This window comes from Streptomyces sp. NPDC033178, from assembly GCF_055577685.1.
This window is the reverse complement of sequence record NZ_JBVIPT010000025.1, coordinates 17,824-40,448: the sequence shown is the minus strand read 5'-3', so window position 1 is coordinate 40,448 and position 22,625 is coordinate 17,824. Positions and strand designations below refer to the sequence as shown.

Sequence of the window (22,625 nt, the reverse complement as noted above, 5' to 3'; positions counted from 1 at the left end):
GGTGCTTACCAGCCGCGGTTCGCGTAGCGCTCGGCCTCGGGGAGGGTGTCGCAGTTGATGCCGACCATGGCCTCGCCGAGGTTGCGGGACGCCTCCGCGATGATCTTCGGGTCGTCGTAGAAGGTGGTGGCCTTCACGATGGCGGCGGCGCGCTTGGCCGGGTCGCCGGACTTGAAGATGCCGGAGCCGACGAAGACGCCCTCGGCGCCGAGCTGGCGCATCAGCGCGGCGTCGGCGGGGGTGGCCACACCACCGGCGGAGAACAGCACGACCGGGAGCTTGCCGAGCTCGGCGACCTCCTTGACGATCTCGTACGGGGCGCGCAGTTCCTTGGCGGCGGCGTACAGCTCGTTGTTGTCGTAGCCGCGGAGCTTGGCGATCTCGTTCTTGATCTGGCGCAGGTGGCGGACGGCCTCGACGACGTTGCCCGTGCCGGCCTCGCCCTTGGAGCGGATCATGGCGGCGCCCTCGGCTATGCGGCGCAGGGCCTCGCCCAGGTTGGTGGCGCCACAGACGAAGGGGGTCGTGAAGGCCCACTTGTCGGAGTGGTTGACCTCGTCGGCGGGGGTGAGGACCTCGGACTCGTCGATGTAGTCGACGCCGAGGGACTGCAGGACCTGGGCCTCCACGAAGTGCCCGATGCGCGACTTGGCCATCACCGGGATGGACACGGCCTCGATGATGCCCTCGATCATGTCCGGGTCGGACATACGTGCCACGCCGCCGTCCTTGCGGATGTCGGCCGGCACCCGCTCCAGGGCCATGACGGCCACGGCGCCCGCGTCCTCGGCGATCTTCGCCTGCTCCGGCGTGACGACGTCCATGATCACGCCGCCCTTGAGCTGCTCGGCCATACCGCGCTTCACGCGCGCGGTTCCGGTGGCAGGGGTGTCGGTGGGCTGGGCGGGAGTGGAGAGCGTGCTGGACAAGGGTTGACCTCACTCGGTGAAAGAGGGCTTCTGCAGACACCGAGGAAACGCTTGAGGACCAGGCCACTGCAAGGGCCAATGAGGAGGCGGTGGCTCATTTTCCGGGCCTCCGGGCGCGTTTCCCGTGGTCAGGCCGGGCGGTCGGGGCCGTGACCAGGGACGTCGTGTGCCGTGCCCGACGGCGTCGGATCCTGTGGCCGGGAGCCTTTCCCGGGGTCCACGCGCGCGTGGACTACGTTCCCGGGCGGTCCGCGAGGGCGACCGGAGCCTCGTCGTCCATCTCGAAGGCCAGCGGGAACGGCGCGTGGCCGGCCAGCCGGAACCAGCGCACCTTGCGGTGGCGGCGCAGGGCGCGGGCCGCTCGTACGGCGTCGTTGTGGAAGCGCCGGGCCATCGGAACCCGGCGGACCGCCTGGGCGAGTTCACGTGCCGCTTCCTCGCCACCGGGGACCGCCTGCACCGCCTCGACCTGCTGGACCTCTCCGAAGACGGCCCGCAGCGCCTGGCTGAGGTCGCTCTCGGCGACCTCCCTGTTGTCCTCCTCGGCCTGGCGGGCCGCGTGCGCCGCTTCGTAGAGCACGATCGAGGCGGCCGGGTCGAGCACTCCGGAGGTGGCCAGCTCCTGTGCCACCGACGCCCTCCGGAGCAACTGTGCGTCGAGCGCGGCCCGGGCCGCGTCGATCCGCGAGTGCAGCCGGTCGAGACGGCCCGCGGTCCAGCTCAGGTAGAGGCCGATCGCCACGAGGGCGACCACGATCCAGATCAGTGTGGAGGTCACGGGCGCACAGGCTACCGGTGCGTCCCGGGCCGCCCGCCTCGGCATCACCCCGCACGACGATCAGCAGCCGAGCCGCACGCAGGCGCCGCGCACCACCGCACCACCGCACCACCGCACCCGGATGTCACCGCAGTGACCCACCGTCAGAACCGGACGCTGCTGCAGCGATCCCGCCATCAGCCCAGTCGGGGGGGCGGAGGCGGGCCCGGCCAGGCCCCTCCCCCTCCCCCCGGCACTGTCACCTCACGCGGGGCGCCGCCCCGGGCGTCAGTCGTCCAGCTGTCCGGCTGCCCCGGCCGCCGGGCCGACCTCATGCGCGGCGCCCACCACCGTGAACCGCATGGACACGATGTCCTGCGGCACGGCCTCGACCCGGCACCCGAGCCGCTCCTCGATGATCCGCGCCACCGCGAAGAGCCGGATGCGCTCCTCCGGCGTGTGCGCGGGAAAGACAGCCCACCCCTGGCGGGCCAGCTGCGCGCCGATCTCGGTGGCGAAGACCGAGCGGCTGCGCAGTTCCTCCTCGGCCGTCAGGGGAGTCCTGGCGGCCTCCTGGGGCACCTCCCGGACATCACGTACGTCCCCCACGCCATGTGCGTCCCACACCACGCGCGTTCCCTCCTGCTCTCAGTCCCGGACCAGGCCGAGTCGGGCCAGCAGCCCGCCCGGCTCGTTGGGCTCGTCGGCGGCGACCGCGGCGGCGCCGTCGGTGACCGTCTCGTAGACGGACAGGATGTCCGCGCCGACCGTCGACCAGTCGAAGCGCCGCACATGCGCGCTCCCCCGTTCGCGCAGTTCCGCGCGGCGCGCCGGGTCGCCGAGCAGCCGTACCGCGGAGGCGGCCAGCGCGTCGGCGTCCTCGTTGGCGAACAGCTCGCCCGCCGCGCCCTGGTCGAGGACCTGCGCGAACGCGTCGAGGTCGGAGGCGAGCACGGGCGCGCCCGCCGACATGGCCTCGACGAGGATGATCCCGAAGCTCTCGCCGCCGGTGTTGGGCGCGACGTACAGGTCGACGCTGCGCAGGAACCGTGCCTTGTCGTCGTCGCTCACCATGCCGAGGAACTCGACGCGCGACCGCAGCTCCGCGGGGAGCTTCTCGACGGCCTCCTCCTCGTCACCGCGCCCGGCGACCAGGAGCCGGGTCCCCGGCCGCTCGGCGAGGATCTTCGGCAGCGCCTTCATGAGGACCGGCAGTCCCTTGCGGGGCTCGTCGATACGCCCTATGAAGCCGATCGTCTCGCCCTGCCACTCCGTTTTGGGCTCCGCCTTGGCGAAGAAGTCCACGTCGACGCCGTTCGGGATGACGACGGCGTCGCCGCCCAGGTGCTCGACGAGGGTGCGCCGCGCGTACTCGCTCACCGCGATGCGCGCGCTGATCTTCTCCAGGGCGGGCTGCAGGATCGGGTACGCGGCGATCATCGCCCGGGACCGCGGGTTCGACGTGTGGAAGGTGGCGACGATCGGCCCCTGTGCGGCCCAGCAGGAGAGCAGGCCGAGGGACGGCGAGGCCGGCTCGTGGATGTGGATCACGTCGAACGTGCCGTCGTGCAGCCAGCGCCGCACCCGCGCGGCCGACAGGAACCCGAAGTTGAGGCGCGCGACCGAGCCGTTGTACGGCACCGGGACGGCACGGCCCGCCGAGACGACGTACGGCGGAAGGGGGGTGTCGTCGTCGGCCGGAGCGAGGACGGACACGTCGTGTCCGAGGCCGATGAGGTGGTCCGCCAGATCGCGGATGTGGAACTGGACTCCCCCGGGCACGTCCCAGGAGTACGGACAGACGATGCCGATTCTCACGGCTGTTCCCCCTCGGCCGGCCCGGAGCGGGGCTCCAGGTCGGCGAGCCACAAGCGCTGCAGCATGTGCCAGTCCTCCGGATGGTCGGCGATACCCGTGGCGAAGGCGTCGGCCAGCGCCTGCGTCATGACAGACGTCTTCTCGGCCCGGCTACCTGACTCGGGGACGTCGACGGGCGGATGGACCCGGCCCCGCATCACGGGCGAGTCGTCGTACCAGAGTGTCACCGGCAGCAGCAGCGCACCGGTCTGCTGGGCGAGCAGCGCCGGACCCGCGGGCATCCGGGTGGCGTCTCCGAAGAACTTGACCTCGACCCCGGAGGCGGACAGATCGCGCTCGGCTACCAGACAGACGAGGCCGCCGTCGCGCAGCCGCCGGGCCAGCGTGCCGAACGCGGTGCCGCCGCTGTGCGGCAGGACCTCCATGCCGAGGCTCTCGCGGTAGGCGACGAACCGGTCGTACAGCTTCGCCGGCTCAAGCCGCTCGGCGACCGTCGTGAACGGCGTTTCCAGCTTGGTGGTGACCCAGGCGCCGGCGAGGTCCCAGTTGGCCAGGTGCGGCAGCGCGAGGATGACACCCTTCCCGGCGGCGAGCCCGTCGGTGAGGTGGTGGACGTCCTTCACGTCGAAGCCGTCCTTGATGCGCTCCCGGCTCCAGGCGGGCAGCCGGAAGGACTCCATCCAGTAGCGCAGGTACGAGCGCATGCCGGCCCTGGAGAGCTCGGTGAGCCGCTCCGGGCTCGCGTCGGGCAGCACGCGCGCGTAGTTGGATTCGAGGCGTCGTACGCCCTTGCCGCGCCGCTTCCAGGCGATGTCGGCGATGGTCCGGCCCAGGCGTACGGCGACGGGCTCGGGAAGCTTCTTGACGGCCCCCCAGCCCGCCGCGTACGCCGCGTACGTCAGCTGGCCCTTCAGACCGCTCACGGTGTGGCCTCGCTGCTCTGCGAGGCGTTGTCCGGCGAGGCGGTGGCGGAGGGGGAGGCGTCGGCAGCCGCGTCGGCCTCTGCGGACTCCCGGCGGACCGTGACGACGCGCTGGATCAGCGTGACGACACTGCCGACGGCGACGATCCACAGCGCGATGGGCAGCAGGATCTCGATACCGGGCACGCCGAAGGTCTTGTGGAAGCCCGCCAGGCCGGCCGCGACCAGCGAGATCACCAGGCGCTCTGCGCGCTCGACGAGGCCGTTGACGGCGACGGGCAGTCCGATCGACTCGCCGCGGGCCTTGGTGTACGACACCACCTGACCGCTGGCCAGACAGAAGATCGAGACGGCACACAGGACGTTGTCGTCGCCACCGCCCGCGTACCAGAGCGCGAACCCGCCGAAGATCGCGCTGTCGGCGACCCGGTCGAGCGTCGAGTCGAGGAAGGCTCCCCAGCGGCTGGAGCGGCCCAGCTGGCGGGCCATGTTGCCGTCGACGAGGTCCGAGAACACGAACAGCGTGATCACGATCGTGCCCCAGAAGAGTTCCCCCCTGGGGTAGAAGACCAGTGCGCCCGCCATCACTCCGGCCGTGCCCAGGAGGGTGACCGTGTCGGGGCTTACCCCCCGGCGGATGAGAAACGCGGCGAACGGTGTGAGGACACGCGTGAAGAATGCACGCGCGTACTTGTTCAGCATGGCCTTCCCGAGGGTCGGTGTGGCCGCGCGGCCCCTGCTGGCCACCGGCTGGCCCATCGTAGCCACGCGTGCGCTTGTGCGACGGTCGGGCACCCGCACCCCGGGTCACGTCCTGATGACATCCGTGGGACGGCGCGATCGCGTCCGTTGTATGGACGCACCGTGACACGAGTGCAAAGCTCGAAGACACCGCGGGCGTCATCGGAGCCGCCACCGCACGCGGCGCCGCGCGTCCGCGCCCACAGTGACCTCACCGTGCACGGGAGGCAAGGCCATGGGCGACAAGGCGAATGCACACCCCGGAGCCGCCGGCAGGGCTACGGCGGCCGACCACCCCGCGTCCGTACGGAATGTGGTGCTGGTCGGCCACTCCGGATCGGGCAAGACGACTCTGGTGGAAGCTCTCGCGCTGACGGCGGGAGCGGTGAACAGGGCGGGCCGTGTGGAGGACGGCGGCACCGTCTCCGACTACGACGAGATCGAGCACCGGCAGCAACGCTCGGTACAGCTCTCCCTGGTACCCGTCGACTGGGACGGATACAAGATCAATATTCTCGACACACCCGGATACGCCGATTTCGTCGGCGAGTTGAGGGCCGGTCTGCGAGCGGCGGACGCGGCCCTTTTCGTCGTCTCGGCCTCGGACGGGGTGGACGGCTCGACGCGCATGGTGTGGGAGGAGTGCGCGGCGGTCGGGATGCCGCGGGCCATCGTGATCACGCACCTGGAGTCGGCCAGGGCGGACTTCGACGAGATGACGCGGACCTGCGCGGAGGCTTTCGGGGCCGACGACCCCGACGCCGTGCTGCCGCTGTACCTGCCGCTGCACGGCCCGCAGGGTCCCGACGGGCACGCGCCCGTGACGGGTCTGATCGGGCTGCTGTCGCAGCGGTTGTTCGACTACGCCTCCGGGGAACGCAAGGAGTCCGAGCCGGGCCCCGAACAGCTGCCGCTCATCGAGGAGGCCCGCAACCGGCTGATCGAGGGGATCATCGCCGAGAGCGAGGACGAGACCCTCATGGACCGCTACCTCGGCGGCGAGGAACTCGACTTCAAGACACTCGTGCAGGACCTGGAACGGGCCGTCGCTCGCGGGATCTTCTTCCCGGTGCTGGCCGCCGCGCCCGCCGCCGAGGGCGCCAAGCAGGGGCTCGGCACGGTGGAGCTCCTTGAGCTGATCACCGGCGGTTTCCCGACCCCGCTGGAGCGCGAGGCCCCGACGGTCACCACCCCGGACGGCAGGGCCCGCCAGGTGAAGGCCTGCGACCCGGACGGGCCGCTGGTCGCCGAGGTCGTGAAGACCGCGTCCGACCCGTACGTCGGCCGGGTGTCGATGGTCCGCGTGTTCTCCGGGACGCTGCGCCCCGACGAGACGGTGCACGTCTCCGGACACGGGCTCGCCGACCGCGGCCATGAGGACCACGACGTCGACGAACGCATCGGCGCCCTGTCCGCGCCGTTCGGCAAGCAGCAGCGCGCCCTCACGCACGCCATCGCCGGTGACCTCGCCTGCGTGGCCAAGCTGAGCCGTGCCGAGACCGGCGACACGCTCTCCTCCAAGGACGACCCGCTGCTCATGGAGCCGTGGGAGATGCCCGACCCGCTGCTGCCTCTCGCCATCCAGGCGCACAGCAAGGCGGACGAGGACAAGCTGTCGCAGGGCCTGGGCCGGCTGGTCGCCGAGGACCCGACGATGCGGCTCGAACAGAACCAGGACACCCACCAGGTCGTCCTGTGGTGTCTGGGCGAGGCCCACGCGGACGTCGCCCTGGAACGGCTGCGCAGCCGCTACGGCGTCCAGGTCGATGTCGTACCCCACAAGGTCTCCCTGCGGGAGACGTTCGCCGACAGGTCGGCGGGGCGCGGCCGCCATGTGAAGCAGTCGGGCGGGCACGGGCAGTACGCGATCTGCGCGATCGAGGTGGAGCCGCTGCCCGGAGGATCCGGCATCGAGTTCGTCGACAAGGTCGTCGGCGGGGCCGTGCCACGGCAGTTCATCCCGTCCGTCGAGAAGGGCGTGCGCGCGCAGGCCGCCAAGGGTGTGGCCGCGGGCTATGCGCTGATCGACATACGGATCACGCTGCTCGACGGCAAGGCGCACTCGGTGGACTCCTCGGACGCCGCTTTCCAGACCGCCGGCGCGCTCGCCCTGCGGGAGGCCGCGGTCGACGCCCGGATCCATCTCCTGGAGCCGGTCGCCGAGGTGACGGTCCTGGTCGGCGACGAGTACGTGGGCGCCGTGATGAGCGATCTGTCGGGGCGGCGCGGTCGCGTCGTCGGCACCGAGCAGGCCGGCGGGAACCGCACGCTCGTACGGGCAGAGGTCCCCGAGATCGAGATCGGGCGGTACGGGGTCGACCTGCGCTCCCTGTCGCACGGCACCGCGCGCTTCAACCGCACATACGCCCGACACGAGCCGATGCCGGCGCAGTTGGCGGAGAAAATCCGCGAACAGGCGCAGGGAAATCCCTAGTTGAAACACCGGTCCATCGCCCCTCCGGATCGGCGGGCAGCTTGTGCTGTCCGCCGACGGATGTCGGTCCCGGCGGATACTCTGAGAACCTGATCAAGACGATGACCTGATCAACAGGTGTGCGGAGCACGGAAGTCGGGAAAAGCCGCAGCAGCGGAGCAAGGCGGCGATGGGGGCGGCAGTGGCGGACGAGGGATTCGATTTCAGGCCCGGGGCACAGGTCCCGCTCTCGGGTGCCGCAGGCCAGACGGCGGCGACATTCGCCCTGGCCTCGGCGGCGTACCGGGACAACGAGGTCGGGGAGATCCTCAAAGCCAACAACGAATGGCACAAGTCGAAGGTCAAGGAGGGCAAGCTCAAGCTCTTCGTGCCCAATCTGGGCGAGGCGTTCGCGCGGGCCGTTCACGACCGCATGCTGGGCAGCGGCCGTAACGCGCTCATCCAGTCGTTCGGCACCGAACCACAGGTCGTCGTCGAGCACTGCCTGGCGGCGAACCGCATCCGCCGGGAGCGCGACAACTGGCTGACGGCGGTGACGGTGCTGTGCGGGCTGATCTTCCTGCCCGGGCTCATCGCCTGGCTGCTGGTCTTCCAGATCCGCACGATGATCGCCAAGCGTGAGGACAAACGCGCCTCCGCCCTGGCCACCACCCTCCTCATCGCCTTCGGCGCGCTCGCCGTGATCTTCCTGCTCCGGCTGCCGTTCGGCGGCTTCTGGGCCTGGTACGCACGCGCGGCGATCGTCATGCCGGTCGTCGGCTGGTTCTGGGCCCAGCAGATCTGCGAGCGCACGGCCAAGGACCTGCGGGCCCGCTGGGAGGGCCTCCTTTCGGGCGGCGGCGTGGGCGCCAAGATCCCCGAGGCGGTGCCCGGCAGCCCCGGCGAGACGGCGGCGGAGTCACTGCGCCAGAACCTGGCCAAGCTGAGCGCCGAGCAGCAGTCCAACTCCGTCTTCTACGCGGGCCCCAAGGGCATACTCGGCATGGGCACACGCTGGGGCAGCTGGCAGCTCGCCGAGGATCTGGTTCCGCTCGACGAGAACAAGGAGATCCACCCCTTCCGCAGCTGGGACGTCATCCGGTCGATCCACGACCAACTGCGCATGCTGGAGCGCGGCCCGCTCAACACCGGCGGCTTCCCGCGCCCTTCGATAAAGCACTGGGTGGTCACCCCGATCGGGGAGAACGCCGGTTCGGTGTCCCGGCCCGGCGGTACGGACGTGGACGCGTACCAGGTGAAGAACCACGCCATCCAGGACATCTGCAACAAGCAGCAGTTCGGCAGCGGCGACCGGCACTACCTCGGGATCCAGTGGACGCTGTGGGACGGCCAGTTGGTCATCACCATGCTGATCACGGTGACCGTGCTGCACGAGACCCTGCGCATCGAGGTCACCGGCCACGCGCTCGGACCCGTGCACCCGCTGTTCACGACCAAGCCCTCGGCGAAGACGAAGCAGATCGCGAAGTCCTTCAAGCCCTGGGAGACCCGCTCGAAGAAGCTCCCGCTCGTCGACACGGACGAGGTGGTGCGCCTCGCCGTGCGCGCCCCGATCACCTGGTACCCGCCGCTGCTCAACTGGCTCGGCGGCAGCCTGGCGCTCCCGGAGCCGTTCGGTCTGCGGCACGCGTGGGCCGATCAGCCCTGGCGGCACCGCTTCATGGCCGACGACGCGCTGCGGGCGGCCACGCCCGTCCTGCGCGTGGTGCACGCGGCGTCCATCAAGGTCCTCAAGGAGAACGGCGTCGACACGGAGAAGTTCGGCAACCGCTCGTCGTTCCTGAGCACGGCGATCCAGGACGCGTCACCGAGGAAGGCGGACGTATACGACGCGTAGGCCTCCGGCGGTTCGGCGGGGCGGGCGCGTTGTGGATCGTGCGGTCGTGAAGATCGTGCGGGTCGTGGGGGCTGGTCGCGCCCCGCGGCGGAGCCGCACATCGGCACAGCCCCGCGCCCCTTACGGGGCGGGGCCTCAGGCCGTCGGCCAGGCCTCCGCGAGCATCTTCCGTGTGTCCGCGAGGAGTTGGGGCAGTACCCGCGTGTGCCCGACCACCGGCATGAAGTTGGTGTCGCCGCCCCAGCGGGGCACGATGTGCTGATGCAGGTGGGCGGCGATACCGGCGCCCGCGACCGTGCCCTGGTTCATCCCGATGTTGAACCCGTGCGCCCCGGAGGCGGCCCGCAGCGCGGTCATCGCCTGCTTCGTCAGCTCGCCGAGCTCGGCGGTCTCCGGGACGGTCAGGTCGGTGTAGTCCGCGACGTGCCGGTAGGGCACGACCATCAGGTGCCCGCCGTTGTACGGGTACAGATTGAGCACCGCGTAGACCTGCTCGCCGCGCTTGATGACGAGCCCGTCCTCGTCGGACTTGGCCGGGATCGAGCAGAAGGGGCAGCCGTCGTCGGCCCCGGGACCGGTGGGCTTGTTCTCGCCCTGGATGTACGCCATCCGGTGGGGCGTCCACAGGCGCTGGAACGCGTCCTGTGTGCCGACTCCGATCTGCTGCTCCGGCTCACTCGTCATGTGGTGCAGCATATGGCTTCGCCCGTTCGCGGCGTGTCGCCGGGTACCACGTGAAAGGGCCTCCGGCCAAGCTGAGCCGATGGACGACGACAGCCGCACGGCCCGCTGGGAACACCGCGCCGAGGTCCCGCTCGCCGTGGCCTCGGCACTGTTCCTCACCGCGTACGCGATCCATGTCCTCGCCCACGGCCTGCCCGAGCCGTGGCGGGCCCTGTGTCTCGCGGTGACCCTGGCGAGCTGGGCGGTGTTCGCCGTCGACTACGCCGTGCGCTGGCGGCTGAGCGGCGAGGGCCACCGCTTCGTACGGACGCACTGGCTGGACACGGTCGTCCTGGCCCTGCCCCTGCTGCGCCCCCTGCGGGTGGTCAGGGTCTACGAGGCCGTCCAGCGCCGGCAGGGACGCCCGCGGCTCACCCTGCATGCGCGCGTGATCACGTACGCCGGTCTCTCGGTGGCCCTGCTCGGCTTCGCGGGCGCGCTCGCCGTGTACCAGCAGGAGCACGCGGCGCCGGGCGCGACGATCCGTACCTTCGGCGACGCGGTCTGGTGGACCTGCGCCACGCTCGCGACCGTGGGATACGGCGACGTGACTCCCGTGACGGCCGCCGGACGCGTGATCGCGGTCGGCCTGATGGCCTGCGGGCTGGCGCTGCTCGGCGCGGTCACGGGGTCGTTCTCGGCGTGGCTGCTGCAGGTCTTCTCCAGCGAGGACGAGCGCCGGGCAGCAGCCCCCGTACCGGACGAACACCCGCCGGCAGCCCCCGCGCAGCACGAGAGGCCCCCGGAAAGCTGAGCTCTCCGGGGGCCTCCGGGCGCCTTCAGGACCGTACGGCCGGACGCTCGCGTACGGGGATCGCACTCGCGTCCGCGATCAGACCTGCACGCGCTCCTCGACCACCTTCGCGATCTTCGCGATGGCCTCGTCGAGCGGGATGCCGTTCTCCTGGGAGCCGTCGCGGTAGCGGAAGGAGACGGCGCCGTTGGCCATGTCCTCGTCGCCCGCGATGACCATGAAGGGCACCTTCTGCTTCTGGGCGTTGCGGATCTTCTTCTGCATGCGGTCGGAGGACGAGTCGACCTCGACCCGCAGGCCCTTCTTCTTCGCGTCGGCGGCGAACTTGTGCAGGTAGTCCACGTGCGCGTCGCCGATCGGGATGCCGACCGCCTGGACGGGCGCCAGCCACGCCGGGAACGCGCCCGCGTAGTGCTCCAGCAGGACCGCGAAGAAGCGCTCGATCGACCCGAACAGCGCTCGGTGGATCATCACCGGCCGCTGCTTGGTGCCGTCGGGGCCCGTGTACTCCAGGTCGAAACGCTCGGGCAGGTTGAAGTCGAGCTGCACGGTCGACATCTGCCAGGTGCGGCCGATCGCGTCCTTGGTCTGGACGGAGATCTTCGGGCCGTAGAACGCGGCGCCGCCCGGGTCCGGGACCAGCGGGAGGCCCTGCTTCTCGGCCACCTGCCGCAGCGTCTCGGTGGCCTCCTCCCAGATCTCGTCGGAGCCGACGAACTTCTCCGGGTCCTTGGTGGACAGCTCCAGGTAGAAGTCGGTCAGACCGTAGTCCCGCAGCAGGCCGAGGACGAAGGTGAGCGTCTTGTCGAGCTCCTCCGCCATCTGCTCCTTGGTGCAGTAGATGTGCGCGTCGTCCTGCGTGAAGCCCCGGGCACGGGTCAGACCGTGCACGACACCCGACTTCTCGTACCGGTACACGGTCCCGAACTCGAAGAGGCGCAGCGGCAGTTCACGGTACGAGCGGCCGCGCGCGTCGAAGATCAGGTTGTGCATCGGGCAGTTCATGGGCTTGAGGTAGTAGTCCACGCCCTCGTCGAGCTGCATGGGCGGGTACATGCCGTCGGCGTACCAGTCCAGGTGGCCCGAGGTCTCGAAGAGCTTCCCCTTGGTGGCGTGCGGGGTGTAGACGAACTCGTAGCCCTCTTCCTCGTGGCGGCGCCGCGAGTAGTCCTCCATGACCCGGCGGACGACGCCGCCCTTGGGGTGGAAGACGGCGAGGCCGGAGCCGATCTGCTCCGGGATGGAGAACAGGTCCAGCTCGCTGCCGAGCTTGCGGTGGTCGCGCTTCTCGGCCTCGGCGAGGAACTCCAGGTGCGCCTTCAGCTCGTCCTTCGACGGCCACGCGGTGCCGTAGATGCGCTGGAGCATCGGGTTCTTCTCGCTGCCGCGCCAGTACGCGGCGGCGTTGCGCATCAGCTTGAACGCCGGGATGTTCCGGGTGGTCGGCAGGTGGGGACCGCGGCAGAGGTCCTTCCAGCACAGGTCGCCGGTCTTGGCGTCGAGGTTGTCATAGATCGTCAGCTCGCCGCCGCCGACCTCGACGTCCGCGCCGTCGTCGCTCGACGCGGAGCCCTTGATGCCGATCAGTTCCAGCTTGTACGGCTCCGAGGCCAGCTCCTCGCGGGCGGCCTCGTCGGTGACGACACGACGGGAGAAGCGCTGCCCCCGCTTCTGGATCTCCTGCATCTTCTTCTCGACGGCCTTGAGATCCTCGGGCGTGAAGGGCTTCTCCACGTCGAAGTCGTAGTAGAAGCCGTCCTTGACCGGCGGGCCGATGCCCAGCTTGGCCTCGGGGAACAGCTCCTGCACGGCCTGCGCCATGACGTGCGCGGTGGAGTGGCGCAGGATGTTGAGACCGTCCTCGGAGGAGATCTCCACGCTCTCGACGGTCTCGCCGTCCTTCACCTCGTACGCGAGGTCCTTGAGCTCGCCCGCCACGCGGGCCGCGACGATGGTGCGCTCACCGGCGAAGAGCTCGGCCGCCGTAGTGCCCGTCGTCACCACGCGCTCTTCCCGCTCGGAATCGCGTTGGATGATCACACGGACGTCTGACACCGGACTCTCCTGCCTGAAGGGAAACGCGCGCGGTCGTCTGGTGCACGCGTAATACAAGGGCGATCGTACCGAGCCCGGGGCACCCCTCGCGAAACGGTTCCCTCTCCCCGCCTTCCGCACGCGGTACGTCTCCACCAGGAACCTCAGTCCCCGCTGCACGCCTCCTCGAAGAAGGCCGCGATTTCGGCGGTCGCCTGCAGCGACTTCATCAGCCGGTCCCGCTCCGCCTCGTCGACCTGCACGGGTGCCACCCCGGACGCCCCGGTCAGCCGCCGGAATCCGCCCCGGCTCTCCAACCGCCCGTGCACCCGCACCGGCAGCCCGACGAGATGGGCGTGCCCCGCTATCCGGTACGCCTCCTCGTCGAGCGTCATCCGTACGTGCGGGACCTCGGCCCCGGCGATGACCCGCAGCCGTACGCTCCCCTCGCCGCGCGGTCCCGACCTGCGCATCCGCACCACGGCTCCGGTGATGCGCACGGGCACGGAGGGTTCCTCGCGCAGATAGCGGGCGCCGGCCTCGCGGAGTGCGGGCAGGTCGCCGGGCGAGAACTCGACGGGTTCGGCGGGCGTCGCACACCCTTCGGGCACCCCGGCCGCGGGCGCCCACTCGACGGCGATCCGGGCGCCCTCGGTGCCGCGCACCAGGGACGCCAGCGCCTCGGTGAGCTCATGGCTCACGCCCGCCTCGACAGCCCCGTCGAAGGCGTCCATGCCACCGGTCGCGCGCTTGTAGTCGATGGCCTCGCGGACCGCGTACAACGCCTGGTGGAGGCGGACGGCAAGCGGCCGGCCGGTGGCGACCGGCACGAAGGCGGTGAGCCGGCGGCCGCCAGGGGCGGCTCCGACGAGGACGTTCTCCAGGGACGCGGCGGCGGGCCTGCGGTGGCGGGCGCCGTAGTAGCCGGCCCGCGCACGCGCGGCGAGGGCGCCCGCGAGGAGCATCTGCCGTGCCGCCGTGCGCAGTTGTTCCTCGACGGTCCACGGCGAGACGCCGACAGGACCCGTCGGTACATCGCGCCACCAGCGGATCTCGTCGCTGGGCACGGCGAGGCCGACCAGGACGTCACGGGCGGAGGGCGAGGCGCTGCGGGACAGCGCGACGAGGGCTTCGGCGAGAAGGTCCTCACTGTCGGGGAAGGCCCGGCTCTCCGGTACCAGCAGGCTGGTGCCGGAGCCGCCGGGCCCCGGTGGGGTCCAGCGGCCGTACCGTCCGGGGGCTCCGCCGCGGCGCTGCCAGCCGTGCCGGTGCAGGAGCGCACCGAGGACGGCCGGGTCGACCTGGTCGGGCCGGGGTGGCTGGTCCCAGAGCCCCGGGGTCTCGACGGGGTGGGGCCTGACGGGGCGTAGGGGCTCGTCGGTGGGGCGGTGCGTCACGGTCTGCCTCCCGTTCCGACCCGCGTCATGATCTCGCAGAGCGCGCGGTCGTCGAAGACGCGAGAGGTCGGAATCCGCACGGTGGTCCTGCGCCGGCCGGTGATCCGGTGTCCGGCGAGGTTGATCCAGTAGCAGCAGTGCCGCAGATCGAGGCGGTCGTGGCCGGCACGCAGCCAGTCGTCCTGCGATCTGGGCACCAGCATCACGACCAGTATTTTGTGCACCGAGACCGGGGTGCGGGCCAGTTTCTCCAGGTGGGCGTTGTCGAGCGTGAAGGAGAAGGCCGGGCCCGGGGGGTTCGGCGGGATCTGGTACGTGCACTTGAGCTGCACCTTGATGGTGACTTCGTCGTCGACCGTGTGCCCGGGGGCGCTGTGGCTGACGTGCCAGTCGATGCCGTTGTCCGGAAAGGGCTGGGACAGGGAACAGCCCGCGGCCGCCGCGACCGCGTGCAGATAACCGACCTGCAGTGTCTCCATGCACGCCGTGGTGGCCAGTGAGCCGCGATGCGGTGCCGTCCTCTGGGGCAGCAGCCCGCCCTGCTCGGGCTGCGCGAGCGCCATGTCCAACAGCCTTCCGAATCAGGTGAATCCCCGCTGCGGGCCGCTGAACTGCAAAGACCCGTACCTCTGTTGTCTCCTTCCGGCGTACGGCGCAAACAGCCCGGGTATCACAAAAAGGGCAGGGGACGGCGCGTCAACTGCCGAAGGTGAACAAGGAGTTGTGTGCGTATGACGTGCTGGTACGAGGGCCCCTTGACCGCGTTCGACACCGAGACGACGGGTGTGGACGTGGAGACCGACCGGATCGTGTCGGCCGCCGTCGTCGTCCAGGACGCTCCCGGAAGCCGCCCGCGCGTGCGCCGCTGGCTGGTGAATCCGGGAGTTCCGGTGCCCGAGGGGGCCACGGCGATACATGGGCTGACGGATGAGCATCTCCGGCTGAACGGCCGCTGGCCGTCGCCGGTGATGGACGAGATAGTCAGGGAACTGGCCGAACAGAGCGCGGCGGGCCGCCCGCTCGTGGTGATGAACGCGCCCTTCGATCTGACGCTCCTGGACCGGGAGTTGCGCAGGCACCGGGCGTCCTCGCTGGACCACTGGTTCGAGACCGTGCCGATGCGCGTCCTCGATCCGCGGGTCCTCGACAAACACCTGGACCGCTACCGCAAGGGCCGCCGCACGCTCACGGACCTCTGCGCGCACTACGGCGTGGAGCTGACGGGAGCGCATGACGCGGCGGCCGACGCACTGGCCTCACTGGAGGTCGTACGGGCGGTCGGGCGCCGTTTCGCGACGCGCCTTGAGCGGCTCTCGGCGGCCGAGCTGCACACGCTGCAGGCCGTCTGGCACGCGGCGCAGGCACGCGGCCTCCAGGCGTGGTTCGCACGCAGCGGCACGGAGGAGGCAGTCGATCCGGCGTGGCCGCTGCGCCCCGAACTGTCGGCGGCGGCCTGAGCCGCATCCCGTCGGCAGCGAACAAAAAAGCCGGTCCGTCTGTGACGGACCGGCCTTTCCCGGTGGGCGATACTGGGTTCGAACCAGTGACCTCTTCGGTGTGAACGAAGCGCTCTCCCACTGAGCTAATCGCCCGGGAACGCACTGAACAATACAGGTCTCCTCGCGTTTCCTTCAAACCGCTTCACGGTTCGCGCGAAGGGGTGCCGCGGAGGTGGGCGACCAGCCCCTTCCGCCCGGCCCGCATCATCAGCGCGTGGTTGGCGCGGAACGCGGGCCGTCCGGGCACGGCGAGCCGCCTCAGCAGCGGCTTGGCCACATGGACCTCCTGGTCGTAGCGGGCGCGGGTGCCGGTCCCGTCGGTGGCGAGGGTCCACCGCGCCCAGCCGTCCACGTCGCCGGTCATCGCTATCTCCAGGACCCCGGCCGCCGGATCGCGGCCCACCTCCCGCCCGGTGAACACCAGGTCGTACGGCAGCACCGAGCGGATGCGGACGACGCCGCTGCTCGCGTCGAGGGGTGTCACCTCGCGCACCTGCGGCCACCAGCGCGGATAGCGTTCGACGTCGGCCAGCGCCTCGTAGACCTCGCCGAGCGGGGCGGCGAGCCTCCACAGGCTGCGGAAGCGGTAGTGCGTCCAGTCCATGTGCCGAGTCTGCCGGTCAGCGGCCCGCCCCGGGCAGAACCGGTGCGTCCGCACCTCGGGGTGTCCGGATCTGAGTACGTCCTGAGTACGTGCGCTCATGCCGTACGGCGTGACCCGGACCACACTCCGAGGCATGACGAACATTCCGCCACCGGCCGAGGAGTTGCGGATCCTCGACCACGAGCTGCGGCAACTGGACGCGCGCAGGGCCCAACTGCTGGCCCGCCGGTCCTGGTTGCTCGGTGTGCTCCGGTCGGCCAAGACACCGGCCCCGGCCTGGGGTCCTGCCCCGACCCCCGCACAGGCCCCGGCCGTCTGGTCGGCACCTGCGCCCCACACCCGGCGGCCCGAGGCCACGGCTCCCGGTGTGCAGAACGTGCTGCTCGTGCTCGGCGGCGTCCTGCTGACCGTCGCGGCGATCGCGTTCACGCTGGTCAGCTGGGGGCACTTGGGCATCGCAGGACGGGCTGCGGTCCTCGGCGCGGTCACCTTCGCCGCGCTCGCCGCACCCGTGCCGCTGCTGAAGCGCGGGCTCCGCTCGACGGCCGAGTCGGTGGCGGGCCTCGGCCTGGTGCTGACGGTGCTCGACGCCTACGCCCTGCACGAGGTCGCCCTCCCGGAGGTGGACGGCACCGGGTACGCGGCCGCCGCGACCGCGCTCCTGGCGGTGCTGTGGGCGGCGTACGGGCGCTCACTCGGTGCCCTGCGCCTGCCGCTCCCGGCGGCGATGGCGACGGCTCAACTCCCGCTGCTGCTCTGGGTGGTGGCGGCTGGCGCGGGACATCACACGATCACGGCGGCGCTGCTGGTGACAGCCGCGTTCGACACGGTCGTGGCCCTCTCGGTGTCCGTGCGGTCCGTCCGTGTCGTCGCCTCCGTCGGCGCGTACGGGACGGGCGCCTGGGGCCTTCTGGCGGCCGGCCGGCTCTCGTGGGAGGCCACCGGTCCGAGCGCCGCCGCCCGTGCGGCGGCGCTCCTCGCCCTCGCCGCGGCGATCGCGCTGGGGGCCGCGTGGCGTGCCCCCACCGCGCAGGCCGCCCCCGTTCTCTCAGTGACCGGCGGCCTGATCACCGTCGCCGCGGCGGGCGGCGTACTCCGCTCGGTGCTGCCCGACGCCTGGACGGTTCCGGGCTATCTGCTGTGCGGCGTCGCGTTGTCGGTCGTACGCGGCACCTGGCTCCCTGAAGCCGTACGCCGTGGCCTGCGTTGGTCCTCCGCGGGTGTGCAGGCCCTCGCCGTGGCATGGGCCCTGCCTCTCGTCACCGTGGTCCTCGCGGGCCCGGTCGGCTGGGCGGAACGCGTGTGGTCCGGTGCGCCTTCGGACGCCCGGGACGCGGTGACGGTCTCCACGCCGTGGCCGCCGAACACGGAGACGGCTCCGCTGGTGCTGGCCGCGGTCGCGGCGGTCCTGGCCCTGACGTTCCGGGGCGGGCCGCACCGGTCCGCCGCCCTGAGCGGTGCGCTCGGTCTGGCCTGGTCCGCGGTCCTCGTCCTGCCCGCCACGCTCGAACTCCCTTACCCGGCAGCCCTCTTGGCACAGGGCGTGGTGACCGCCGCCACCCTGACGACCGCGACGTACAGCCGTCACGCACACCCGACCGACGACGGGACCGCACGCCCGACAGAGCCCCCGGCCCCGACCAGCACCCGCCCCTCCCCCATCACCCTGACCGCCCTTGGCCTGGCCCTCCTCACCTCTCTCCACCTCGTCGCGCTCTCCCTGACCGCCGAAGCGGCCACCCTGGCCGTCCTCGGGAGCCTGACCGCCCTGTTCGGGGCGTTCGCCGTCCGGCAGAAGCACGAGATCCGGGCCGTGTCGGCCGCCGCGTCCCTCGCGTCCGCCACCGCGCTGGCGTGTGCCGCGGGCGCGTCGCTGGACTGGCAGCCGCACCACATCGCGCTGCTCGTGCTGGTGGTGCCTGCCACGGCCGCGCTGCTTGCGGCCCGGCTCAAGGACGCGACGCCGACCCTGTCCGTCGAGATCACGGGAGCCGTCGCCGCACTGGTGGCGATCGACCTCGCGTTCATGGAACCGCCCATGCTCGCCCTCGTGCTGGCACTGTGCGGCGTGATCGCCGCGGGCACGGCGGTCCGGCCGGACCGCAGGCAGGTCGGCTACGCGGCGGCGGCCCTGTTCGTGCTGGCCACCTGGGTCCGGCTGGCGTCCTGGGAGGTCGGCTCGCCCGAGGCGTACACCCTGCCGGTGACCGTGCCCGCGCTGGTCGTCGGGTTCGTCCGCAGGAGGCGGGACCCGGAGACCTCGTCCTGGACGGCCTACGGGCCCGGCCTGTCGGTGACGCTGCTGCCGAGCCTTCTCGCGGCATGGGGCGACCTCGACTGGCCGCGCCCGCTGCTGCTCGGCGCGGCGGCACTCCTGGTCACCCTCGTCGGCGCCCGGCAACGCCTCCAGGCCCTGCTCGTCCTCGGCGGCGGCACACTGGCCCTGGTCGCCCTCCACGAACTGGCCCCGTACATCGCCCAGGCGATGGGCGCGGTACCCCGCTGGGTACCTCCGGCACTGGCCGGCCTCCTGCTCCTCGCCCTGGGCGCGACATACGAACAGCGCCTACGAGACGCCCGCCGAGTCAAGGATGTCCTTGGAAGGATGCACTGACCAGGGCGCCCCTTCAGGGGCGCGGGGAACTGCGCGCCCAGCCCCGGCGGACCCGCACCCAATCCCCGCACCCCAGTGGAACGTCACGGCATCTTGTCGCCCACCAACGCCAGATTCTGAATCGCCGCCAGCCCGTACAACGCCGTCGTGTTCGTCGAAACCCACGACGCCTCACTGCCCGGGACCAGGCCGGTCGGCCCGTCGACCTTCTTCGTGGACCAGTCCGTCGACTCCTTGTAGTCCCAGGTGTCGGCACTGTTGTAGAACTGCCGCCACGCCCGCGCGGCCAGCGCGTCGTCGCCCAACTGGACGGCGGCGTACGCGTCCTGCCGCGCATGCCCCTGGAAGAGCAGCAGGGAGCCGAAGTCGGAGCCGTAGCGGGCCCTCTGCTCGGCCTTCGTGGCGTTGAAGTAGCGGCAGTAGTCGAGCCACGCCTCCTTGAACTTCGGCATGTCGATCTGGTCGAGGAGTTCGGCGTTCAGCTCGACCAGGCCGAACATCGCCGAGAGATGCGAGACACCGACCACGGCCTTGTCCGCGACGGCGAACTTCCCGGTGTCCAGGTCGTACAGGGCGCTGCCCTGGACGAACCCGTTGGGCTGGGCGGCGATGGTCTCCATCGTCGACAGGACCCGCGCCTTCGCCTTCTCCCACTTGGGGCCGCGCCGCTCCCACTCGGTGAGCCAGGCGGAGACCAGACCGCTCCAGTCGGTGCCGAAGCCGATCGAGAGCGCGTTGCGGTCCGGCTCGTACGGCTCGGTGCGGATCTTGCGGATGGGGTCGAGGACGAGGAACGTCTCGTCGGAGTCGACGTTGGCGTGCATGAGGTCGCCGACGCGTTCGTCCGCGGTGAGGAAGTAGTAGTAGCGCCGGTAGGTCGTGTTGGCGATGCGCTGCTGCTTGGCGCTGTCGGCGTAGTGCTGGACGCCGTGGCGGGTGCCGAGGCCCGCCCACTTGCCGAGGTGGTAGACGTCGACCTCACCGGTGTGGCGGGTCATGGCCTCGGCGAAGCGGAAGATGTCGGCGCGGCCCGAGCGCATGTACGCGAACCAGAGCCACAGGTCGGGCGAGAGCTCGGAGTTGTCCCAGGCGTAGCCGCCGACGTCGTAGCACCACTGGTGCCGGCTCGGGTCGTACGAGTGCATGATGTCGCCGTAGTCCCAGAAGCCGTACCAACGGCGCATCTCCACCTGGTCCTTGTAATAGGTGAAGAGGAAGTCGAGATGGTCCTCGATCTTCGCCTTGGCGGCGGTGGAGCGGTCGGGCTCGGAGAACAGCTTCCCGAACACGCCCGCCTTGATGAGGTGTTGGGGCGGGGCGACGAGCTGTGCCGGGGTGCGGACGGCCTCCACCTGTTCGGCCATCGCCTCGGCGCTCGGCGTCGACTCGTGGGCCCAGAAGAGGAGTTCGCTGGTACGGGCGATGCCGTAGGGCGTGCCGAACTCGGGCTCGTAGTCCTCGTAGGTGATGTTGAGGCCTTCGAGCTGTTCGGGGTACGTGTCCTGACCCATGCCGTCGTGGTAGAAGCGCAGGTCCATGGGCTGCGCCTCGGGCGACCAGAGCCACATGGTGACCTCGGCCTCGTCGGTCTGGGCGTCGCGGATGTCGAGCTGGGCGGGGAACTTCTCCCAGAAGTCCCGCAGCCCGAAGGAGAATCCACCGCTGGCACCACCCACGTACCCGAAGCCGCTGGCCCGCCGGCCACCGCCCGCGGGGATCCAGCCGTGGCCCTTCTTGGTGCGCTTGCGCACGCCGAAGCCGTCCGCGGAGAGCTGGGAGAGGGTGTAGTCGCCCCACTCGGGGATGTACTGGAGGCGGGTCGTCACCCGCTGGTCCCAGGTCGACGGGTCGGGCAGCTTCCTGCCCTCGAACTGGGCGGTGCGCACGGCCGCGCCCGGGTCCCGGCGCAGACCGGTGATGCCCTTGACGGCCTCGCGCAGCAGACCCGTGCCCTCACCGCCGATACGGATGTGCCGGTCGTACGCGGCATCGCGCATCGGCACCTTGAACCGGACGCCGATCCCGCGGATGAAGTCGCCGCTCGCCCTGCCCGGCTCCTGGGTGCCGTCGAAGGTGATCGTGTGCACCATGCGGAACGACTCGGCGCCCGCGTAGAAGTAGAGCCGGACCGAGAAGGGCAGCCAACTCCGGCTGCCCTTGCGGTGCTTGCCGTCGATACGGACGACCGCGCGGACCGGCCCGTCCTGCTCGACCTCGACCTCGCCGATGACGCTCTCGAACCGCTCGTACTTCTCCGCGCCCTGGTCGCCGTCCTCGATCTCGGGCTGCCGCAGCAGTACGAGACGGCCGTCCCTGGCGATCTCCGTCGAGCCGCGCAGCACGGACTTCACCAGCGTGGAGCCGCTCTTGCCGATCTTCGCGGTGATGACACCGGTCGACACGTCGATGGAACCGCCGCTCTTGTCGACGGTCACCTTCTTCGCGGGCGCGGCGGGCGACCCGGCGGCGAGCGTGAGCTTGCCGCTCCCCGCGCCCGGCCCGACCGCGTGTGCCGTCCACTTCAGCGAGCCGTCCGGCCAGTAGCCGATCGGCCAGGACTGGACGGGCACCTCCTTGCCGTCGGCGTCCTTCAGCGCGAACGTCTGCTCCTTCTCGTACGCGCCCTTCGGCCAGGGCACGCCCACGGTCGAGCCGGGGGCGGCGCCGAGGCCGCCGCCCTCCAGCCAGTCCAGGGTCACCGGGTCCGCGTCGGCGGCCTCGGCTCTTGGCGCGGCCTGGGCCTCCTGGGCGCCCAGGGCCCAGCTGAACTGGGCGGCGGCTCCGGCGACGGCGGCCGCCTTCAGGAGGGACCTACGGGGGATGGAAGCCATCAGAATTCAGCCTTTCCTTTCCGTGCGGGGAAGTCAGGGGCATGACAGATGGAGGCGCGGCGCCGGACGCCGGCCCTGTGTACGTCTACGCGTGATGGGTGCTGTTGAACGGTTGGGTCAGCGGCGCCGGCCGCGCTCCTCCACGGCGACGGCCGCCGCCGCGACGGCCCCGAGCACGGGGACCGCCAGCGGCAGGATGAACCAGGCGGAGCAGGCCACCACGGCCACCCCGCCGACCAGCAGGAACGACCCGGCGGGGTCGAGGACCGTACGGCGCCCGGCGGCCCCGAGCAGCTCCCGCCAGGACGCGCCGGGTTCCCAGACCGCCGCCGCGCGCAGCCCGGCGACGACCAGCCCGATCAGGGCGAACAGACCGACGGCCCCGACGACCGGGCCGCCCGGGATCCCGGCACGCACGGCCTGGACGTCGACCCACACCGCGAGGGCCGCGGCCCACCCGGCGAGTCCTGCGATCCACCCGCCGCGCAATGCCGACCGGTAGTCCGCGACGAACTCCCGCCAGCCGCCGCCCAGATGGGCCGTACGCCGTCGAAGATGCCGGGACCCGGCGGCGAACGCGGCGGGATAGGTGACCACGGGCAGGGAGGCCACCGCGATCCACACCCCGGTGAGCAGACACTCGGCGAACAGTGCGAACCGCTCGGCGAAGGCCGATTCACGCCTGGGAGCGGCAGCCGTACGAGTCTTCGTGCGCGTCTGGGTCATGACCG

At 71.1% G+C, this 22,625-nt stretch carries 18 protein-coding genes and 1 tRNA gene; 5 read left to right on the top strand and 14 right to left on the bottom strand.

Translation table 11 applies throughout. The features are described 5' to 3' along the window. Positions 1–5: 5 nt before the first annotated feature. The 6 genes from pdxS to pgsA all read right to left on the bottom strand — a co-directional run bounded on the left by pdxS (position 6) and on the right by pgsA (position 5,185). The gene (pdxS, locus tag ACZ5VQ_RS42945) at positions 6–929 is read right to left on the bottom strand and encodes a pyridoxal 5'-phosphate synthase lyase subunit PdxS (RefSeq protein WP_200399490.1); all 924 of its coding nucleotides are present in this window, start codon (positions 927–929) and stop codon (positions 6–8) included. A gap of 232 nt (positions 930–1,161) precedes the next feature. Next, on the bottom strand, positions 1,162–1,707 hold the full coding sequence (locus ACZ5VQ_RS42940) for a LemA family protein (protein WP_469109767.1): 546 nt from the start codon (positions 1,705–1,707) through the stop codon (positions 1,162–1,164). A 267-nt stretch (positions 1,708–1,974) separates the two neighbouring features. Continuing rightward, positions 1,975–2,295, bottom strand: a complete 321-nt coding sequence (locus ACZ5VQ_RS42935) for a hypothetical protein (RefSeq protein WP_469109766.1) — start codon at positions 2,293–2,295, stop codon at positions 1,975–1,977. Between the two features lie 39 nt (positions 2,296–2,334). Then, positions 2,335–3,504 carry a glycosyltransferase family 4 protein gene (locus ACZ5VQ_RS42930; RefSeq protein WP_469109765.1) on the bottom strand — a complete coding sequence of 390 codons (1,170 nt, stop codon included), beginning with the start codon at positions 3,502–3,504 and terminating at the stop codon, positions 2,335–2,337. Next, positions 3,501–4,427 carry a phosphatidylinositol mannoside acyltransferase gene (locus ACZ5VQ_RS42925; RefSeq protein ID WP_469109764.1) on the bottom strand — a complete coding sequence of 309 codons (927 nt, stop codon included), beginning with the start codon at positions 4,425–4,427 and terminating at the stop codon, positions 3,501–3,503. Before ACZ5VQ_RS42925 ends, ACZ5VQ_RS42930 begins: the two co-directional genes overlap by 4 nt. Further along, positions 4,424–5,185, bottom strand: coding sequence for a phosphatidylinositol phosphate synthase (pgsA, locus tag ACZ5VQ_RS42920; RefSeq protein ID WP_469109830.1), 762 nt, complete (start codon positions 5,183–5,185; stop codon positions 4,424–4,426). Before pgsA ends, ACZ5VQ_RS42925 begins: the two co-directional genes overlap by 4 nt. A gap of 217 nt (positions 5,186–5,402) precedes the next feature. On the opposite strand from pgsA, the gene ACZ5VQ_RS42915 reads away from it, so the two are divergent. Continuing rightward, positions 5,403–7,601: an elongation factor G-like protein EF-G2 gene (locus ACZ5VQ_RS42915; protein WP_469109763.1), complete on the top strand. Its 2,199-nt coding sequence runs from the start codon at positions 5,403–5,405 to the stop codon at positions 7,599–7,601. Positions 7,602–7,770: 169 nt separating this feature from the next. Beyond that, positions 7,771–9,438, top strand: coding sequence for a hypothetical protein (locus tag ACZ5VQ_RS42910; protein ID WP_362082966.1), 1,668 nt, complete (start codon positions 7,771–7,773; stop codon positions 9,436–9,438). Positions 9,439–9,573: 135 nt separating this feature from the next. On the opposite strand, the gene ACZ5VQ_RS42905 is transcribed toward ACZ5VQ_RS42910, so the two are convergent. Further along, positions 9,574–10,134: an HIT family protein gene (locus ACZ5VQ_RS42905; protein WP_200399483.1), complete on the bottom strand. Its 561-nt coding sequence runs from the start codon at positions 10,132–10,134 to the stop codon at positions 9,574–9,576. A gap of 67 nt (positions 10,135–10,201) precedes the next feature. Between ACZ5VQ_RS42905 and ACZ5VQ_RS42900 the strand changes: the two genes are divergently transcribed. Continuing rightward, positions 10,202–10,915 carry a potassium channel family protein gene (locus ACZ5VQ_RS42900; RefSeq protein ID WP_469109762.1) on the top strand — a complete coding sequence of 238 codons (714 nt, stop codon included), beginning with the start codon at positions 10,202–10,204 and terminating at the stop codon, positions 10,913–10,915. Between the two features lie 78 nt (positions 10,916–10,993). Here the strand turns inward: ACZ5VQ_RS42900 and thrS are convergent, their stop codons facing one another. The 3 genes from thrS to ACZ5VQ_RS42885 form a co-directional block, all read right to left on the bottom strand. Beyond that, positions 10,994–12,970: a threonine--tRNA ligase gene (gene thrS, locus ACZ5VQ_RS42895; protein WP_469109761.1), complete on the bottom strand. Its 1,977-nt coding sequence runs from the start codon at positions 12,968–12,970 to the stop codon at positions 10,994–10,996. A 143-nt stretch (positions 12,971–13,113) separates the two neighbouring features. After that, complete coding sequence (locus tag ACZ5VQ_RS42890; RefSeq protein ID WP_469109760.1) at positions 13,114–14,346, bottom strand: hypothetical protein; 1,233 nt, start codon at positions 14,344–14,346, stop codon at positions 13,114–13,116. Beyond that, positions 14,343–14,909 (bottom strand): DUF4365 domain-containing protein, encoded by a 567-nt coding sequence (locus ACZ5VQ_RS42885; protein WP_143635449.1) that lies wholly within the window; start codon positions 14,907–14,909, stop codon positions 14,343–14,345. Before ACZ5VQ_RS42885 ends, ACZ5VQ_RS42890 begins: the two co-directional genes overlap by 4 nt. 168 nt (positions 14,910–15,077) lie before the next feature. On the opposite strand from ACZ5VQ_RS42885, the gene ACZ5VQ_RS42880 reads away from it, so the two are divergent. Beyond that, a complete protein-coding gene (locus ACZ5VQ_RS42880; RefSeq protein WP_469109759.1) occupies positions 15,078–15,803 on the top strand; it encodes an exonuclease domain-containing protein in 726 nt (241 codons plus the stop codon). A 63-nt stretch (positions 15,804–15,866) separates the two neighbouring features. On the opposite strand, the gene ACZ5VQ_RS42875 is transcribed toward ACZ5VQ_RS42880, so the two are convergent. Both ACZ5VQ_RS42875 and ACZ5VQ_RS42870 read right to left on the bottom strand, forming a co-directional pair. Then, positions 15,867–15,938, bottom strand: a tRNA-Val gene (locus ACZ5VQ_RS42875). A gap of 49 nt (positions 15,939–15,987) precedes the next feature. Next, a complete protein-coding gene (locus tag ACZ5VQ_RS42870; RefSeq protein ID WP_469109829.1) occupies positions 15,988–16,449 on the bottom strand; it encodes an SRPBCC family protein in 462 nt (153 codons plus the stop codon). A 97-nt stretch (positions 16,450–16,546) separates the two neighbouring features. Between ACZ5VQ_RS42870 and ACZ5VQ_RS42865 the strand changes: the two genes are divergently transcribed. After that, positions 16,547–19,063: an SCO7613 C-terminal domain-containing membrane protein gene (locus ACZ5VQ_RS42865; protein WP_469109758.1), complete on the top strand. Its 2,517-nt coding sequence runs from the start codon at positions 16,547–16,549 to the stop codon at positions 19,061–19,063. 83 nt (positions 19,064–19,146) lie between these two features. Here ACZ5VQ_RS42865 and ACZ5VQ_RS42860 read toward each other — a convergent pair whose 3' ends face one another. Together ACZ5VQ_RS42860 and ACZ5VQ_RS42855 are read right to left on the bottom strand one after the other, a co-directional pair. Beyond that, the gene (locus ACZ5VQ_RS42860; protein WP_469109757.1) at positions 19,147–21,894 is read right to left on the bottom strand and encodes an exo-rhamnogalacturonan lyase family protein; all 2,748 of its coding nucleotides are present in this window, start codon (positions 21,892–21,894) and stop codon (positions 19,147–19,149) included. Positions 21,895–22,011: 117 nt separating this feature from the next. Further along, the gene (locus ACZ5VQ_RS42855; RefSeq protein ID WP_362082993.1) at positions 22,012–22,620 is read right to left on the bottom strand and encodes a hypothetical protein; all 609 of its coding nucleotides are present in this window, start codon (positions 22,618–22,620) and stop codon (positions 22,012–22,014) included. Positions 22,621–22,625: the final 5 nt, after the last annotated feature.